Raw genomic sequence first — 16,338 nt, 5'->3', positions numbered from 1 at the left:
TTACTTTAAAAATAAAATATTCCGATTTTTCACAACAAACAAGAAGTAAAACGGTGCAGTATTTCATTTCCGATAAAAATCTAATTTTTGAAACCGCAAAAGAATTATTGTATCAAGAAAAACTTAAAAATTCGGTTCGATTATTAGGCATTTCTTTAAACAATTTAAACACGCATCAGAAAAAATTTGTGGTGTATCAATTGAAGTTTGAGTTTTAGAAGGTTATTCCTAAATTATTCTTTTTCAAAACCGCATAATTACCCTATATTTGCAGATTATAACAGAAGTAAAAAATATTTTGAATTTGAAAATGGATTTTGTTGAAAAACAAATTTTGAATTTTGAATTTTGAATTTTGAAAGATAACAAATGAAACACATTAGGAATTTTTGCATAATTGCACATATTGACCACGGTAAAAGTACGTTAGCCGACCGCCTTTTAGGTGCGACACAAACCGTTACTGCAAGAGAAGAAAAAGCGCAATTATTAGATAATATGGATTTGGAACGCGAACGTGGTATTACCATTAAAAGTCACGCGATTCAAATGGAATATACGTATCAAGGGCAAGAATATATATTAAATTTAATTGACACACCTGGCCACGTAGATTTTTCTTATGAAGTGTCTCGAAGTATTGCTGCTTGTGAAGGGGCTTTGTTAATTGTTGATGCCGCACAAAGTATTCAAGCACAAACTATTTCTAATTTGTATTTAGCTTTAGAAAATGATTTAGAAATTATTCCGGTTTTAAATAAAGTCGATTTACCTTCTGCGAATCCAGAAGAAGTTTCAGATGACATTATCGATTTATTAGGTTGCAAATTAGAAGATATTATTCACGCCTCTGGTAAAACAGGTTTTGGTGTTGAAAATATTTTGGCAGCCATTATTGAAAAAATTCCACACCCTAAAGGCACAAAAGACGAGCCTTTACAAGCATTAATTTTCGACTCACATTACAATCCTTTTAGGGGAATTGAAGTAATTTTTCGTGTCGTAAATGGTGAAATTAAAAAAGGTCAGAAAATTAAATTTATGGCAACCGGTAAAGAATATTTTGCCGATGAGGTAGGTACTTTAAAATTAAATCAGGTTCCAAAAAATGTAATTTCAACTGGCGATGTTGGTTATTTAATTTCTGGAATAAAAGAAGCAAAAGAAGTGAAAGTTGGGGATACCGTTACAGACGCTAAAGAACCAACAACCAATATGATTACTGGTTTTGAAGATGTAAAACCAATGGTATTTGCCGGAATTTATCCTGTAGATACGGAAGATTATGAAGATTTACGATCTTCAATGGAAAAACTACAATTAAACGATGCGTCTTTGGTGTTTTTGCCAGAAAGTTCTGCGGCATTAGGATTTGGTTTCCGATGTGGATTCTTAGGAATGCTACATATGGAAATTATTCAAGAGCGTTTAGAACGTGAGTTTGATATGACTGTTATTACAACCGTACCAAACGTTTCGTACTTGGCTTACACAAAGAAAGAACCCGAACTAGGTTTCATAATAAACAATCCATCAGATTTGCCAGAACCAAGCAAATTAGATAGAGTTGAAGAACCTTACATTAAAGCAACTATCATTACAAAAGCCGATTATGTTGGAAATGTAATGAGTTTATGTATCGAAAAGCGTGGTTTAATTACCAATCAAACCTATTTAACTACCGAACGTGTAGAATTGAATTTTGATATGCCTTTAGCAGAAATAGTTTTTGATTTTTATGACAGATTGAAAACCGTTTCTAAAGGATACGCTTCTTTTGATTATCATCCAATAGGAATGAGAACATCAAAATTAGTTAAATTAGATGTGTTATTAAATGCCACTTCAGTAGATGCGCTATCTGCTCTTATTCACGAAGACAATGCATATAATATTGGTAAGAAAATGTGCGAAAAATTACGCGAATTAATTCCGCGTCAGCAATTTGATATTCCAATTCAAGCTGCTATTGGAGCAAAAATCATCGCGCGTGAAACAATAAAAGCGCTTCGAAAAGATGTTACTGCAAAATGTTATGGAGGGGATATTTCTCGTAAAAGAAAACTTTTAGAAAAACAGAAAAAAGGTAAAAAACGAATGCGCCAAGTTGGAAACGTAGAAATTCCTCAAGAAGCATTTATGGCCGTTTTAAAATTGAACGATTAAATAGATAAACTAGCAAAAGCATATTAATTTTTAATATGCTTTTTTTTATTTAAAATATTTCATAAATTTATATTCAAATTTAGAATTACTCTAATAATATGAATATTAAGCCCCTTTATTATTTATTATTAGCATTAAGTTCTAGTGTGTTTTCACAGACAATAACAATTGACAACACTACTAATACTCCTGCTCAGCTTGTAGATTTACTACTTGTAAATTCTTGTGTTTCAGTTTCAAATATAGCAATTTCATCCAATCAATCAGTTGCCTATTTTAATAGAAATGGATCTACTTTCCCTATAAACGAAGGGATAATTATTAGAAATGGTTTAGTGTTAAACACCCAAGGGAATTATGTTAACAATACCACATTAAGTTCGCAAATAAATACAAATACCGACGCTTTTTTGCAAACTATAAGCAACAATAGTGGTCAATCTTCCACAATAACAGATGTAGCTTTTTTAGAGTTCGATTTTATACCTGTGTCAAATAGTTTTAGTTTTGATTTTTTATTTGCTTCTAATGAATATGGCGAGTACCAATGTGCCTTTAGCGATGTTTTTGCTTTTGTGTTGACCAATTTAAACACTGGTGTTTCAACCAATTTAGCCGTTATCCCAGGAACAAGTTTGCCGGTTACGGTTAAAGACATTAGAAATAATTTGTATAATTCCAATTGCGTATCGGCCAATCCAATTTTTTTCAGTACATATAATCCCATTAACATTCCAGCTTCTACATTAAATATGAGAGGCCACACTGTTGTAATGAATGCGGCTTCAGCAGTAACACCTAATGTTCCTTATAAAATCAGAATGGTTATTGGGGATTATAATAATTCTGGTTATGATTCTGCTGTGTTTATTTCTGGAGGGAGTTTTACAACGTCTTTAGATTTAGGTCCTGATCAAACAGCTTGTTCTGGAAATACGATCCAATTAAATACGCAATTGGATACTTCATATACTTTTCAATGGCTTCAAAATGGAAATCCTGTTGGAGGAAATACGCCTTCATATACAGCAAATGCTCCAGGAACCTATTCAGTAGAAGTTACAAAGGGTTCTTGTTTTTTAACAGACACTGTAATTATAAATGACTTAGTCGTTACTGCTCCAAATAATTTACAAACATGTAATACGGGTGCAGCAAATTATACCTTTAATTTAACTACAAATAATGAAGCACAATTGGGTATTGATAATACCACTTATGATTTGTTTTATTATGCCTCTATGACTGATATAACTGCAAATAATCCAATTGTAGGACCTACAAATTTTTCTACTACTTCAGGACAAACAATTTACGTTAAAATTTACAATACAATAACTAATTTATTTTGTAGTACTGTGTATCAATTTGATTTAATTATAAATCCAGTTGTTAATGCTACGCAACCCGTTGATGTACAATTGTGCGAAGCTCCTACTGCAACAACGTATTTTTTAGCTAATTTAGATCTTCAGGTATTAAACGGATTAACAGGCTATAGTGTTTTATATTTTACCAGTCAAGCAGATGCTATTGCAGGAAATACTGGAGCTATTACTTCAGTTGCCATACCTAATGGAACTTCAACAGTCACCGTTTGGATTAGAATGCAAAATAGTTCTAATCCGTCTTGTTTTGACATTACAAGTGTTGATATTGAAGTAAATCCTTTACCACTTGTTGATGATTTAGCCGATGTGATAGCTTGTAGTAATTATGTTTTACCTGTTTTAACAAATGGAAATTATTTTACAGGACCTGGTGGCACTGGCACGCCATTGTTTGCAGGTAATATTATAGGTGATGGTGGTACATACTTTATATATAGTGGGCCTGATGTGAATGGCTGTTTCAATGAAACTTCTTTTTTAGCTTACTTTGTAGATGAATATAGACTGCTTTTAGATAATTGTGGTTCATTTACCATACCTTCACCACCATATAATATTGGGGCTTTTTATACAGCGCCAGGAGGCCCATCTGGCACTGGTGTTTTAATTCCTACAGGAACTGTTTTTCCTAATAACACGCAATTAAATATAGTTCAGCCAGTTTATTATTATGCTGAGGTAAATGGTGTTTTTTGTAGAGATGAATTATTTAATATTAACATACGACCTCTTCCTTTAATTGATACCTTACCAGATGTAACTTATTGTAATTCATATACATTACCAGCATTAACACATGGGAATTATTTTTCTGAACCAGGTGGAACAGGAATACCTTATTTTGCAGGTGATGCTGTAACTGCAACTCAAATAATGTACATATATAATACTACTTCTTTTATTGACGCAAACGGAAATCCTGGTGGTTGTGCTTTAGAAACGGATATTCAAATTAATATAATTGACACAAATTTGTTTACTACAATACCTGCATGTAATAGTTATACATTACCAGCTATTACTTTTGGAGGCTATTATACCGCTCCTCTAGGAGGAGGTACCGTGATAAATCCGACTATTCCAATAACAACTTCTCAAATAATATATTATTATGCCAATACAACATTGTTGCCAAACTGTACAGATAATTTGAATTATAATATTATTATTAATTCGTTGCCTTTAGTAGATGTAATCCCAAGCGGCGTATACTGTGGAGAATTTATTTTACCTGTTTTAACAAATGGCTCTTATTATACCTTACCAGGCGGGCCAACCACTTTAGGGCAAATTCCGGTTTTCGCTGGAAATATTATCGATTTATCTGGAGTTAGATTAAATCCAGGAACGTATTATGTGTTTAATGGACCAGATGTAAATGGCTGCTCAAATGAACAATCGTTTACAATAACTTTAAACCCATTTCCTCCCGCAGATGGTGTTTTAGATAGATTTGAATGTACGCCTTATTCGATTCCACAACCAGTTAATGGCACCATATATACCGCGCCAGGAGGACCAAGTGGAGGAGGTGCTTTGGTGTCTTCATCGACAGTTTTTTCCACTACACAAACATTTTATTTATACAATGTTGACCCGGTAACTAATTGTACAATTAATAGGCCATTTACTGTAACGTACAGCGGTATTAATTTACCAAATTACAGCAATGTTTCCGTATGCGAAACTCAAAATTATACCTTACCAGCTTTAACGCATGTGCCGGCAACACCAGAAAACTATACTATAGGTTATTTTTATGATCAAGCAGGTACATTACCCGTTGCTAATGGATTAGTTTTTAATGTTCCGAATTCTACTACAACAATTTGGGTGGTAGCAGCAAATGGAGATAGAACCATTTGTTTTGCTCAAGATAGTTTTGATATAATTGTGTCTCAAACCCCAAATTTAGCCGCATTAGCTTTGGTATTTGATACCGAAGAGTGTGGAACTTATGTATTACCTACTTTACCTTCCGCTGGTTTCAATTTAAATTATTATTCGCTACCAGGCGGAAATGCTGCCAATTTAATCACTAATTTAAATATTTCTACTCCAGGTACATATACCTATTATATCTATGCATCTGCATTGAATAATATAAATTGTAATGCGCAACAGTCGTTTACATTTACAGTCCATCCCTTATTAAATATTACTTTACCTCAAGGGGTTATTTGTGTAGATCCTATTACGAATACATTAATTTGCCCTTATACAATTCAAACTGGTTTAAATCCTGCGGTTTTTACAGCTAATTGGTTTTTAAATGGAACTTTATTAGGAACAGGAACTAATTTTACCGCAACACAAGCTGGGGTTTATAATGTTACGTTTGTCAAACTCATTCCAGATGTGGGTTCGGCTTGTAATTATAATAATACAACAGTTACTATTATAGAATCAAGCCCAGCAATAGCTAATTTTATAGTAAGCCCAGAATTTGACACAGATGGAACTTTTATTACAGTTAATATAACAGAAGGGTATGGTAATTACACCTATCAACTCGAATATCCAAACGGAAATTTAAGTCCAATTCAAACAAGTAATACCTTTACAAACTTAGTTACAGGAGATTATTTTGTTACTATTTTTGATACATTAGGAAACTGTACGCCTACAAGAATTGGACCTATTTATATCATTAATTATCCAAATTATTTTACACCAAATGGAGATGGGTTTCACGACACTTGGAATATTTTTGATTTGGCACAACAGCCTAAAAGTTTAATTTCTATTTTTGACAGATACGGAAAATTATTGAGACAAATTTCTCCTGCTGGTTCTGGCTGGGATGGAAAATATGAAGGTAAAGATTTACCTTCAACAGATTATTGGTTCTCGGTAGAATTTATGACGCAAAGTAAGCAAAAAGCTATTTTTAAATCTCATTTTAGTTTAAAACGATAGAGTAAAGGCATAAAAAAATCCCAAATTCAACTAAGAACTTGGGATTTTATATTTTAATTTGATTTATTATTCAATTTCAGAAATTCTTATAGTATTTACCATTCCTTTATTGGCAATTGGCATAGAAGCTAAGTTAACTACCATATCACCTTTTCTAACGTATTTCTTTTCTTTACAAATTTTATTGATGTCGTCAATAGTATCATCTGTACTTGTAAATTTATCGTAAAAGAATGCTCTTACTCCCCAAAGTAAATTTAATTGGGTTACTATTCTTTCGTTTGAAGTAAACACTAAAATATGAGCGTGCGGTCGCCAAGCCGAGATTTGAAAAGCAGTGTAGCCACTATTTGTTAATGTGGTAACCGCTTTTGCATCTATAGTATCTGCCATAGCAGCAGCGTTAAAACAAATAGATTTAGTTATGTATCTTTCGTTTCTTTTCGTTGGTGCGATATGAGGCACACTAATTAGCGGAGAATCTTCTACGCTTTCAATAATGCTTGTCATAGTTTCTATAACTTGTACTGGATAATTTCCTACAGAAGTTTCACCTGAAAGCATTACAGCATCTGCGCCATCCATAACCGAGTTGGCTACATCATTTACCTCTGCTCTTGTAGGCGTTAAGCTGGTAATCATTGTTTCCATCATTTGAGTGGCAACAATTACTGGAATTCGCGCTAATTTCGCCTTTAAAATTAGTTTTTTCTGAATTAACGGCACTTCTTGCGCAGGCACTTCTACTCCTAAATCACCACGAGCTACCATTAAACCATCACAAGCAACAACAATTTCATCAATATTTTCAACTGCTTCTGGTTTTTCAATTTTAGCAACAATCGGAATTTTATGTTCAGAATGTTCTGCAATTAAATCTTGTAAATCTTTAATATCTTCTTTGGTTCTAACAAACGAAAGTGCCATCCAATCTACTTTATTTTCACAAGCAAAAATCGCATCTTTGATATCTTTTACTGTCAATGCAGGTAGCGATACTTTTGTGTTAGGTAAATTTACGCCTTTTTTAGATTTTAACGGTCCGCCCTGAATTACTTTACAAACTACTTCATCAACTCTATTGGTTTCAATGGCTTCAAACATAAGTTTTCCATCATCTAAAAGAATTCTTTCTCCAGGATTTACATCTTTTGGAAATTCTTTATAGTTCATGTATACTCTGTTTGCAGTTCCAGGAATATCTTCTGAAGTCTGGAAAGTAATAATATCTCCAGGATGCACCATTACATCTTCCTTCATTACACCAACGCGTAATTTTGGACCTTGTAAATCGGCTAAAATAGAAGTGGTATAGCCAAATTCAGCATTTAATTCTCGAATAATATCTATTTTTTCTTTTACATCGGTATAATCTGCGTGTGAAAAATTAATTCTAAAAACATTAACTCCGGCGTCAATCATTTTTTTAATAACTTCTTTGCTACTACAAGCGGGGCCTAATGTGGCAACAATTTTTGTTTTTTTTGTTGTATGCATATTTAAAAAATTAAATTGTTTATCGATTTTAAATTAGTTGTATCTACTTTATAAATGGTAGAAACATTTTGTATGGTACTTATTTTTTGAATGACTTCATCGCTTTTAAAGCTTGAATCTACATTGTCTATTTTTAATAAATAATCGGCTATTTTTAATTCTGGAATTAAATTCATTGTAATATTATCTTCAGAAAAAAAGCCTGTATTGTTTTGGTTTGAATTAAAATTGGTTTGATTTTTAATGAGTTCCCAAGTAATATCTTGGTTATAATCGTCATAACTAAATCTTGAAAATTTTCCTATTCCGTTAGAAGATTTTATAGAAATTTCGTTATCATTTTTTGCCATTAAAACATTCAATTTTAAGTTTATTAAAAAGGTTAATTTAAAATCTTTTAAATTAGAATGAATAGCAAGTAACTCAAAATCATTTGATTCAAAATCGTCGAATGTAAGTTTAAGATTTGCCATTTATTTTTTTAATAATCGTAAAGATAGGAGTAAAAATTATTAAATTGTAGTAAAAAAGGTTTCTAAACTATTAAATTTTTAATTCAAACGTTGTAGTTGATAAAAAAATTTAGGATTTGTTTTCAATTTTATCTTGTAACGCAAAAAAAGCTCTTTTTGCCGCTGTTTCTTCTGCTTTTTTCTTCGAAGTAGCTCTGGCTTTGCTAATTACCTGGTTGTCCATTAGTAATTTCACACCAAAATACTTCACGCCTTCTTTACCATCATCTTCAAAAATATCAAATTTAAAAGTAATTTTTTCTTTCTGACACCATTCGATAATTAGACTTTTATAGCTAATTACTTTTCCTTCTAAACGTTCAATATCTACATATTGTTTGATGATTTTTTCTTGTATAAATTTCTCACAATACGGATAACCTTTATCTAAATAAATGGCACCAATGAAAGCTTCGCATAAATTGCCATGAATATTATCCCCAAAATGAGTTGGACTTACTTTACTTTCAATAAACTGTACTAAGTTAAAATCTTTTCCCAATTCATTTAAATGCTCTCTACTTACAATTTTAGAGCGCATTTTTGTTAAGTAACCCTCATCGCCAGTTGGAACTTTTTTATACAAATGTGCAGCAATAACACTACCTAACATGGCATCACCTAAAAATTCTAATCGTTCGTAACTTATTGGAAATCCTTTTTCATCAGTTTGATTTGCAGAACGGTGCGTAAAAGCGTGTTTATAATAAATTTCTGTATTGGGCTTGAATCCCAATATTTTGGTAATTTTTTCAAAAAAAACCCCGTCTTGATTAGAAGAAGGGGATTTTTTCAATATTTTATTTAAAATGCGACGCATGAAGTTATTCTTCTAATTTTTTGAAAAGCACACAAGCATTATGTCCGCCAAATCCAAAAGTATTACTCATTGCCACTTTAATTTCTCTTTTTTGAGGCGTGTTTAAAGTCAAGTTTAATGATGGATCAATATTTTCATCTACTGTGGTGTGGTTTATAGTTGGAGGAACAAGACTGTGTTTCATTGCTAAAATCGAAGCAATTGCTTCAATTGCACCAGCTGCTCCTAACAAATGTCCGGTCATTGATTTTGTAGAATTGATATTGATGTTTTTAGCGTGTGCTCCAAAAACATGACTAATTGCTTTTAATTCTGCAACATCTCCTAAAGGTGTTGAGGTTCCGTGTGTGTTGATATGATCCACTTCTTCTGGTTTCATACCTGCATCACGTAAGGTGTTTTCCATCACTGCAATCACTCCAATTCCTTCTGGATGTGGAGCAGTTAAGTGATACGCATCAGATGACATTCCGCCACCACCAACTTCACAATATATTTTAGCACCACGTGCTTTCGCGTGTTCGTACTCTTCAAAAACTAAAGCGCCAGCGCCTTCGCCTAAAACAAAACCATCTCTGTTAGCATCAAACGGTCTTGAAGCGGTTTCAGGGGAATCGTTTCTTGTAGATAACGCTTGCATAGAATTAAACCCACCCATTCCTGCAATAGTTACGGCTGCTTCAGAACCTCCAGACACAATTACGTCACACATTCCTAAACGAATGTAGTTAAAAGCGTCAATCATAGCATTTGCTGAAGAAGCACAAGCAGAAACTGTTGTATAGTTTGGACCCATAAAGCCATTTCTCATAGAAATATGAGCAGGAGCAATATCGGCAATCATTTTAGGAATAAAGAACGGATTAAAACGAGGTGTTCCGTCTCCTTTAGCATAACTCAGCACTTCTTCTTGGAAGGTTTCTAAACCACCAATTCCAGCACCCCAAATAACACCAACTCTTTGCTTATTTACATTTGATTCCAAAATGCCTGAATCTGCAATTGCTTGTTCACCAGCTACAATGGCATATTGTGCAAATTTATCCATACGTCTAGCTTCTTTTCTATCGATAAATTCTTCGACATTGAAGTTTTTTACTTCGCAAGCAAATTTTGTTTTATGTTTTTCGGTATCATAATATGTAATTGGCGCCGCACCGCTTTTACCGCTAATTAAGGCATTCCAATATTCTTGAATGTTGTTTCCAATTGGAGTTAATGCTCCAAGTCCTGTTACCACTACACGTTTTAATTGCATAAATTATTTTTTAGTTATATAGAAAAACCCAATGTGTCATAATTAAATATCAACATTGGGTATTACATAAATGTCTTATGTGAATGATTGTAATACAATCAATGTTTTTACAAATCTAAACAAAGATTTTTAAAAACAGAAACAAAAAATAACAACATCCGTATAAAATAAATTATACGGATGAAAGGTTATTATTTCTTAGCTTCTTCGATGTAAGAAATTGCTTGACCTACAGTAGCAATGTTTTCAGCTTGGTCGTCTGGAATTTGAATATCAAATTCTTTTTCGAATTCCATAATAAGCTCTACAGTGTCTAATGAATCAGCACCTAAATCGTTAGTGAAGCTTGCTTCTGTTACTACTTCGTTTTCGTCAACACCTAATTTGTCCACGATAATCGCTTTTACTCTTGATGCAATGTCTGACATAATTTTCAATTTTTAATTATTTGTTGGCAAAAATAAAAAACTTTATTTTAAAACAACATTTTTGTTAGTAAATATAACAACGAATATACAAAAAAAACTTAAAACACCCTATTTTTAAGCATATTTAGAACGAATTAATTTATTATTTCATTTTTTTTTGCCGTTAAACCTAAATGAATTTATACTTTTGTGTGATATTTATGTGGTTTATTGCTGCAATAAGTTAAATAAAACAGAATTGAATGAAGAAAATTGTGCTTTTTGCTTCCGGAAATGGTTCTAATGCTGAAAATATTATGACTTATTTTGACACGTCAAATGCCGTTTCAGTTGTTGGTTTGTTTTCTAACAATTCTGAAGCTAAAGTAATTGAAAGGGCAAAAAAATTTAATGTTCCTACTTTTGTTTTCAATAAATTAGCACTTTCAGATGATACTGTTTTAAATCAACTGAAACAATTGCAACCCGATTTAATTGTGTTGGCAGGATTTTTATTGAAATTCCCTATGCATATTATTAATGAATTTCCGAATAAAGTAATTAATATTCATCCAGCATTGTTGCCAAATTATGGCGGAAAAGGTATGTATGGCATTCACGTTCACCAAGCGGTTTTAGAAAATAAAGAAAAGGAAACAGGAATCACAGTACATTACGTAAATGAACATTTTGATGAAGGTGAATTTATATTTCAAACTAACGTAAATATTGAAAATTGTAAAACAGCAGAAGAAATCGCACAAAAAATTCACGAATTAGAAATGGAACATTTTCCGAACGTGATTGAGAGATTCTTAGAAGGTTAGACTTCCTAGAAAGTCAAACCCACTTAAATTTCTTAATTTCAACATCTAATTAATCTAAAAATCTAACAATCTAATTAATCTAACAATCTAAAATGTCCTACCAAGTTCACATATACACAGATGGCGCCGCCAAAGGAAATCCAGGGCCAGGTGGTTATGGTGTGGTGATGGAAATGGTGGGCACGCCTTACAAAAAAGAATTTTTTGAAGGATTCAGACATACTACTAATAACAGAATGGAATTGTTAGCCGTAATAGTAGGTTTAGAAAAATTGAAAGCACCAAAAACCAACGTTTTGGTTGTTTCAGACTCTAAATATGTTGTGGATTCAGTAGAAAAAGGATGGGTATTCGGCTGGGAGAAGAAATATTTCAAAGACAAAAAAAATCCCGATTTATGGATGCGCTTTTTAAAAATTTACAGACAACATAATGTGAAATTTATGTGGATTAAAGGGCACAACAATCATCCTCAAAACGAACGTTGTGACGAATTAGCCGTGATGGCCTCGCAACAAAAAAAATTAAATATTGATACCTTTTACGAAACAGAAGAAGAGAAACTACTATAAAAAATACCTGATAAATATTAAAATCTATCAGGTATTATCTTTAATAAGAAGTGTAGTATTATTTATTTTTTGTTAAGTCAAATCGGTAGATAGCGTCAAATCCTACATATAATGAAGAATCAAATTCAGCATTCAATCTATTTCTTTTGTCTCCACTAAGTGGAAATGTTAATACCTGTACACCAACTTTTTCATTGGCATTAAACACTCCATAATCTGTAGTATCTAATCCTACTTTACCTCTTAATATTAATGAGTTATCCATTAATCCTAATGCGGTGTATAAAGCAAATCTAATTGATTCCTCCTGAACATAAAAATTAGATTTAAACTCTGATAAGTTATAAGACTTAATAGACGTTAATAAATCGGATCCTATACTTAGGTTTTTAGTTAACGAATAATTAGCATCCATACGAATAGGAAGCGTAGCGTTTATGTAAAATTTATTATTTTTAGAACGGTGCCACATTCCAATTAAAGGCGTTAGCGTAGAACCGTGATTTTCTGTTGAACTGTACATACCAAATTTAATTTTGTACGATTCACTATATTGATAATCTAAAACAGCTAGAGCTCCAATTTGAAAATCGTTTGATCCAATCGCATTAAAATCTGAAGCAATTTTTGGTAATAATACATACGTTCCAGACCATTTTTCTGAGTGTTGGTACTTAAATCCCAAATTTAAACGGGTCATTGTTAAACTAGTTCTATCTGCGCCTTTAGACAAATTTAACCGTGTATTTTCTGCCGTTAAACCAGTTAATAATACCAACTTTTCAGATAGTTTTTTAGGATAGTACAATTCAAAATTAACATTGTTAACGCTAGTTTCGAAGTTTTTGTTTGCGTTTGTTTGATTTGCTTCTTGTATGTTTCCTAAAGTAGTATTATTAGTTGAAAACTTAACAATATCAACATAATCCTGAGAATAACCTATTTGTAAGAATGTAAAATAGGTTAATAATAAAATAATTTTTTTCATAGTTTTTTAGTTTAATTTTCAAAAATAGTAAATTATACATTCAGAAGTTGCGCTGTAATTTATTAAAAAACATTTGTAATTTTTATGAATATCATTAATTATTTTAATGGTTATTGAAGTTTTGATAAAATTCTTTGTAACCAAGTTATTTTATTCCTCGTTTATTGCATTCCAGCCTCTGGCTTTAAGCTCAATTTTTGTGTTGGCACGAGTCACCAAGTGCATCCCTTCACTTTCCGCAACCATATGACCAATAATGGTAAAATTAGGATTGTGTTTTAATTTTTCGAAATCGTCCATTTTTATTGTGAAAAGCAATTCGTAGTCTTCTCCGCCATTTAAGGCAATTGTGGTAATATCTACATTAAATTCTTCACAAACATTTATTAATTGTGGGTCAACCGGAATTTTATCTTCGTACACATTACAGCCTAATTTACTTTGCTTACAAATATGCATAATTTCAGAGGACAATCCGTCTGAAATATCAATCATAGCGGTAGGTTGTACTTCTAATTTTTCAAGTAATTCTTTTACGTCATTTCTGGCTTCTGGCTTCAATTGACGTTCAATTAAATAGGTATAATCATCTAAAATAGGTTGGTTATTTGGGTTGACTTGAAACACTTGTTTTTCTCTTTCTAAAACTTGTAAACCCATATAAGCAGCACCTAAATCGCCAGAAACAACTAATAAATCAGTTTGTTGTGCGCCGTTTCTGTAGGTTATTTCTTCTAAATTCGCTTCGCCAATAGCTGTAATGCTAATAATTAATCCTTTTTGAGAAGAGGTTGTGTCGCCGCCAATTACATCTACATTATAAGCGTTGGCGGCAAGCGTAATTCCTGCAAAAAGTTCTTCCATTGCTTCTAACGGAAAACGATTAGAAACTGCCACCGAAACCGTAACCTGAGTTGGCACGGCATTCATTGCGCAAATGTCAGAAATATTAGACACAATTGCTTTGTATCCCAAATGTTTTAAAGGCATATAGCTTAAATCAAAATGTACACCTTCCACTAATAAATCGGTAGAAATTACTGCTTTTTTGCCAGCAAAATCTAAAACAGCGGCATCGTCACCAATACTTTTAATAGTGCTTTTTTGATTCACTTTAAAGTGTTTGGTTAAATGCTCAATTAATCCGAATTCACCTAAACTGGCAATGCTTGTTGTTTTTTGATCTTTATTTTCTAACATAAGGTTTTGTTTTTGCAAAGATAGGGAATTAATGTGCCAATTTATTAATGTGCCAATGTGCCAATTAGATAATTAGACAATGTGTCAATTAGATAATTAGACAATGTGTCAATTAGACAATTACTTTTATTAGCACATTGAAAATTCGCTAATTATCCAATTATCTAATTATCCAATTGTTTAAGTTTTTCAAAAATCAAACTAGTTTCGTATCCTTTTCGGAGTAAGAAATCTACAAATTTTTTATTTTTCTTTTGTCCTTTTCGTTCCTTAATACTGTTCCAATTTTTTTCTGAAAGTGTATGAAAATTGGCTAAATAAATTTCGTTTGGAAGTTCCAACAAAGCTAAATCAATGTTTCTTTTAGATATTTCTCTAAATTTTAATTCTTGAACAATTCGGTTTTTACCCCAACCTTTATAGTTGTGTTTTCCTCTTGCAAAACTTTTAGCAAAACGTTCTTCATCAATATATTTATTTTCGATAAGATGTACAATAACTTGTCCCTTTAGTTCCGGAAGTAAGGCAAAATTCCGTAATTTTTGTTCCACTTCTTTATGACAACGATCTTGGTAAGAGCAGTAATACTCTAATTTGCTGATAATTTCGTTTGTAGTAAGTGAGGTTTTTGGTGCTTCCAATGAAAAATAGTAAGTAAATATCTATTCAAAATTACTATAAAAAATAACTTTTACAATAGTATCAATAGGTTTCTTTTGCTTCAAATTTTTTTATAACTAAAATTAGTCCTACATTTTTAAACTTCAAACGGAATAACTATCTTTGCCACTTATTTAAAACAAAGTAAATGAGTAAATTATTAATTGTAGGAACTGTAGCTTTTGATGCTATTGAAACCCCTTTTGGAAAAACAGATAAAATTTTAGGAGGCGCAGCAACTTATATTGGCTTATCCGCATCATTTTTTAAGCTGGATTCGGCAATAGTATCTGTTGTAGGTGAAGATTTTCCACAAGAACATTTAGATTTATTATCAGAAAGAAATATAAATATTGAAGGAATTGAAATTGTAAAAGGCGGAAAAACTTTCTTTTGGAGTGGAAAATATCATAACGATATGAATTCTCGTGATACTTTAGCTACGGAGTTAAATGTATTAGCGGATTTTAATCCTGTGGTGCCTCAAGCATATAAAGATGCATCGGTGGTTATGTTAGGAAATTTACATCCAATTGTACAATCATCCGTTTTAAATCAAATGACAACTCAACCAAAATTAGTAGTTTTAGATACGATGAATTTTTGGATGGATTGTGCGTTACCTGAATTATTAGAGGTAATAAAACGTGTTGATGTAATTACCATTAACGATGAAGAAGCACGTCAATTATCTGGAGAATATTCTTTAGTAAAAGCGGCAGCAAAAATTCACACTATGGGTCCTAAATATGTAGTTATTAAAAAAGGAGAACACGGAGCTTTAATTTTTCATAATAAAGATGTTTTCTTTGCGCCAGCATTGCCGTTAGAAGAAGTTTTTGACCCAACAGGAGCAGGAGATACGTTTGCAGGAGGATTTTCTGGATATATTGCTCAATCTGAAGATATTTCTTTTGAAAATATGAAAAACGCCATTATTCACGGCTCAAATTTAGCATCATTTTGTGTAGAAAAATTTGGAACGGAAAGAATGGTAAACTTAAACAAAGAAGATGTTTATGCTCGTTTACAACAATTTAAGTCGTTAACACAATTTGACATCAAATTATAAGACCAAATTATGCCTCGAAATTTCGGGGCATTTTTAATACAATAAATAA

General features: G+C 32.1%; 13 protein-coding genes and 1 pseudogene. 6 read left to right on the top strand and 8 right to left on the bottom strand.

Going from position 1 to position 16,338, the window contains the following annotated elements; translation table 11 throughout:
* The 3 genes and pseudogenes from ACIQ16_RS00750 to ACIQ16_RS00740 form a co-directional block, all read left to right on the top strand.
* Positions 1-218: pseudogene (locus ACIQ16_RS00750) on the top strand (DNA polymerase IV); the annotation flags it as partial.
* A 151-nt stretch (positions 219-369) separates the two neighbouring features.
* A complete protein-coding gene (lepA, locus tag ACIQ16_RS00745) occupies positions 370-2,166 on the top strand; it encodes a translation elongation factor 4 (RefSeq protein WP_396148098.1) in 1,797 nt (598 codons plus the stop codon).
* 98 nt (positions 2,167-2,264) lie between these two features.
* Complete coding sequence (locus ACIQ16_RS00740; RefSeq protein ID WP_396148097.1) at positions 2,265-6,476, top strand: choice-of-anchor L domain-containing protein; 4,212 nt, start codon at positions 2,265-2,267, stop codon at positions 6,474-6,476.
* Positions 6,477-6,542: 66 nt separating this feature from the next.
* Here the strand turns inward: ACIQ16_RS00740 and pyk are convergent, their stop codons facing one another.
* The 5 genes from pyk to ACIQ16_RS00715 all read right to left on the bottom strand — a co-directional run bounded on the left by pyk (position 6,543) and on the right by ACIQ16_RS00715 (position 10,991).
* Entirely contained in the window at positions 6,543-7,973 is a 1,431-nt protein-coding gene (gene pyk / locus ACIQ16_RS00735; RefSeq protein ID WP_396148096.1) for a pyruvate kinase, read from the bottom strand.
* Positions 7,974-7,975: 2 nt separating this feature from the next.
* The gene (locus ACIQ16_RS00730) at positions 7,976-8,446 is read right to left on the bottom strand and encodes an IPExxxVDY family protein (protein ID WP_396148095.1); all 471 of its coding nucleotides are present in this window, start codon (positions 8,444-8,446) and stop codon (positions 7,976-7,978) included.
* A 109-nt stretch (positions 8,447-8,555) separates the two neighbouring features.
* Positions 8,556-9,305, bottom strand: coding sequence for a ribonuclease III (gene rnc, locus ACIQ16_RS00725; RefSeq protein WP_291241827.1), 750 nt, complete (start codon positions 9,303-9,305; stop codon positions 8,556-8,558).
* Positions 9,306-9,309: 4 nt separating this feature from the next.
* Complete coding sequence (gene fabF / locus ACIQ16_RS00720) at positions 9,310-10,563, bottom strand: beta-ketoacyl-ACP synthase II (RefSeq protein ID WP_396148094.1); 1,254 nt, start codon at positions 10,561-10,563, stop codon at positions 9,310-9,312.
* 191 nt (positions 10,564-10,754) lie between these two features.
* Positions 10,755-10,991: an acyl carrier protein gene (locus tag ACIQ16_RS00715; RefSeq protein WP_007137004.1), complete on the bottom strand. Its 237-nt coding sequence runs from the start codon at positions 10,989-10,991 to the stop codon at positions 10,755-10,757.
* A 242-nt stretch (positions 10,992-11,233) separates the two neighbouring features.
* Between ACIQ16_RS00715 and purN the strand changes: the two genes are divergently transcribed.
* Positions 11,234-11,797, top strand: a complete 564-nt coding sequence (purN, locus tag ACIQ16_RS00710) for a phosphoribosylglycinamide formyltransferase (RefSeq protein ID WP_396148093.1) — start codon at positions 11,234-11,236, stop codon at positions 11,795-11,797.
* 92 nt (positions 11,798-11,889) lie between these two features.
* Complete coding sequence (gene rnhA / locus ACIQ16_RS00705) at positions 11,890-12,369, top strand: ribonuclease HI (RefSeq protein WP_396148092.1); 480 nt, start codon at positions 11,890-11,892, stop codon at positions 12,367-12,369.
* Between the two features lie 58 nt (positions 12,370-12,427).
* Here the strand turns inward: rnhA and ACIQ16_RS00700 are convergent, their stop codons facing one another.
* The 3 genes from ACIQ16_RS00700 to ACIQ16_RS00690 form a co-directional block, all read right to left on the bottom strand.
* Positions 12,428-13,357, bottom strand: a complete 930-nt coding sequence (locus tag ACIQ16_RS00700; protein ID WP_396148091.1) for a hypothetical protein — start codon at positions 13,355-13,357, stop codon at positions 12,428-12,430.
* Between the two features lie 150 nt (positions 13,358-13,507).
* A complete protein-coding gene (thiL, locus tag ACIQ16_RS00695) occupies positions 13,508-14,557 on the bottom strand; it encodes a thiamine-phosphate kinase (RefSeq protein WP_396148090.1) in 1,050 nt (349 codons plus the stop codon).
* Positions 14,558-14,721: 164 nt separating this feature from the next.
* Positions 14,722-15,198 carry a regulatory protein RecX gene (locus tag ACIQ16_RS00690; protein ID WP_396148089.1) on the bottom strand — a complete coding sequence of 159 codons (477 nt, stop codon included), beginning with the start codon at positions 15,196-15,198 and terminating at the stop codon, positions 14,722-14,724.
* Positions 15,199-15,365: 167 nt separating this feature from the next.
* On the opposite strand from ACIQ16_RS00690, the gene ACIQ16_RS00685 reads away from it, so the two are divergent.
* Positions 15,366-16,289 (top strand): PfkB family carbohydrate kinase, encoded by a 924-nt coding sequence (locus ACIQ16_RS00685; protein WP_396148088.1) that lies wholly within the window; start codon positions 15,366-15,368, stop codon positions 16,287-16,289.
* Positions 16,290-16,338 lie beyond the last annotated feature (49 nt).

This window comes from Flavobacterium sp., from assembly GCF_044360715.1.
GTDB lineage: Bacteria > Bacteroidota > Bacteroidia > Flavobacteriales > Flavobacteriaceae > Flavobacterium.
This window is presented reverse-complemented; position numbering and strand designations above follow the sequence as displayed.

Bases quoted from the DNA above. Each gene is read 5' to 3' on its own strand.
- ACIQ16_RS00700 (WP_396148091.1), bottom strand. From the start codon at position 13,357: ATGAAAAAAATTATTTTATTATTAACCTATTTTACATTCTTACAAATA.
- rnhA (WP_396148092.1), top strand. From the start codon at position 11,890: ATGTCCTACCAAGTTCACATATACACAGATGGCGCCGCCAAAGGAAAT.
- ACIQ16_RS00730 (WP_396148095.1), bottom strand. From the start codon at position 8,446: ATGGCAAATCTTAAACTTACATTCGACGATTTTGAATCAAATGATTTT.
- purN (WP_396148093.1), top strand. From the start codon at position 11,234: ATGAAGAAAATTGTGCTTTTTGCTTCCGGAAATGGTTCTAATGCTGAA.
- ACIQ16_RS00685 (WP_396148088.1), top strand. From the start codon at position 15,366: ATGAGTAAATTATTAATTGTAGGAACTGTAGCTTTTGATGCTATTGAA.
- ACIQ16_RS00715 (WP_007137004.1), bottom strand. From the start codon at position 10,991: ATGTCAGACATTGCATCAAGAGTAAAAGCGATTATCGTGGACAAATTA.
- fabF (WP_396148094.1), bottom strand. From the start codon at position 10,563: ATGCAATTAAAACGTGTAGTGGTAACAGGACTTGGAGCATTAACTCCA.
- pyk (WP_396148096.1), bottom strand. From the start codon at position 7,973: ATGCATACAACAAAAAAAACAAAAATTGTTGCCACATTAGGCCCCGCT.
- lepA (WP_396148098.1), top strand. From the start codon at position 370: ATGAAACACATTAGGAATTTTTGCATAATTGCACATATTGACCACGGT.
- rnc (WP_291241827.1), bottom strand. From the start codon at position 9,305: ATGCGTCGCATTTTAAATAAAATATTGAAAAAATCCCCTTCTTCTAAT.
- thiL (WP_396148090.1), bottom strand. From the start codon at position 14,557: ATGTTAGAAAATAAAGATCAAAAAACAACAAGCATTGCCAGTTTAGGT.
- ACIQ16_RS00740 (WP_396148097.1), top strand. From the start codon at position 2,265: ATGAATATTAAGCCCCTTTATTATTTATTATTAGCATTAAGTTCTAGT.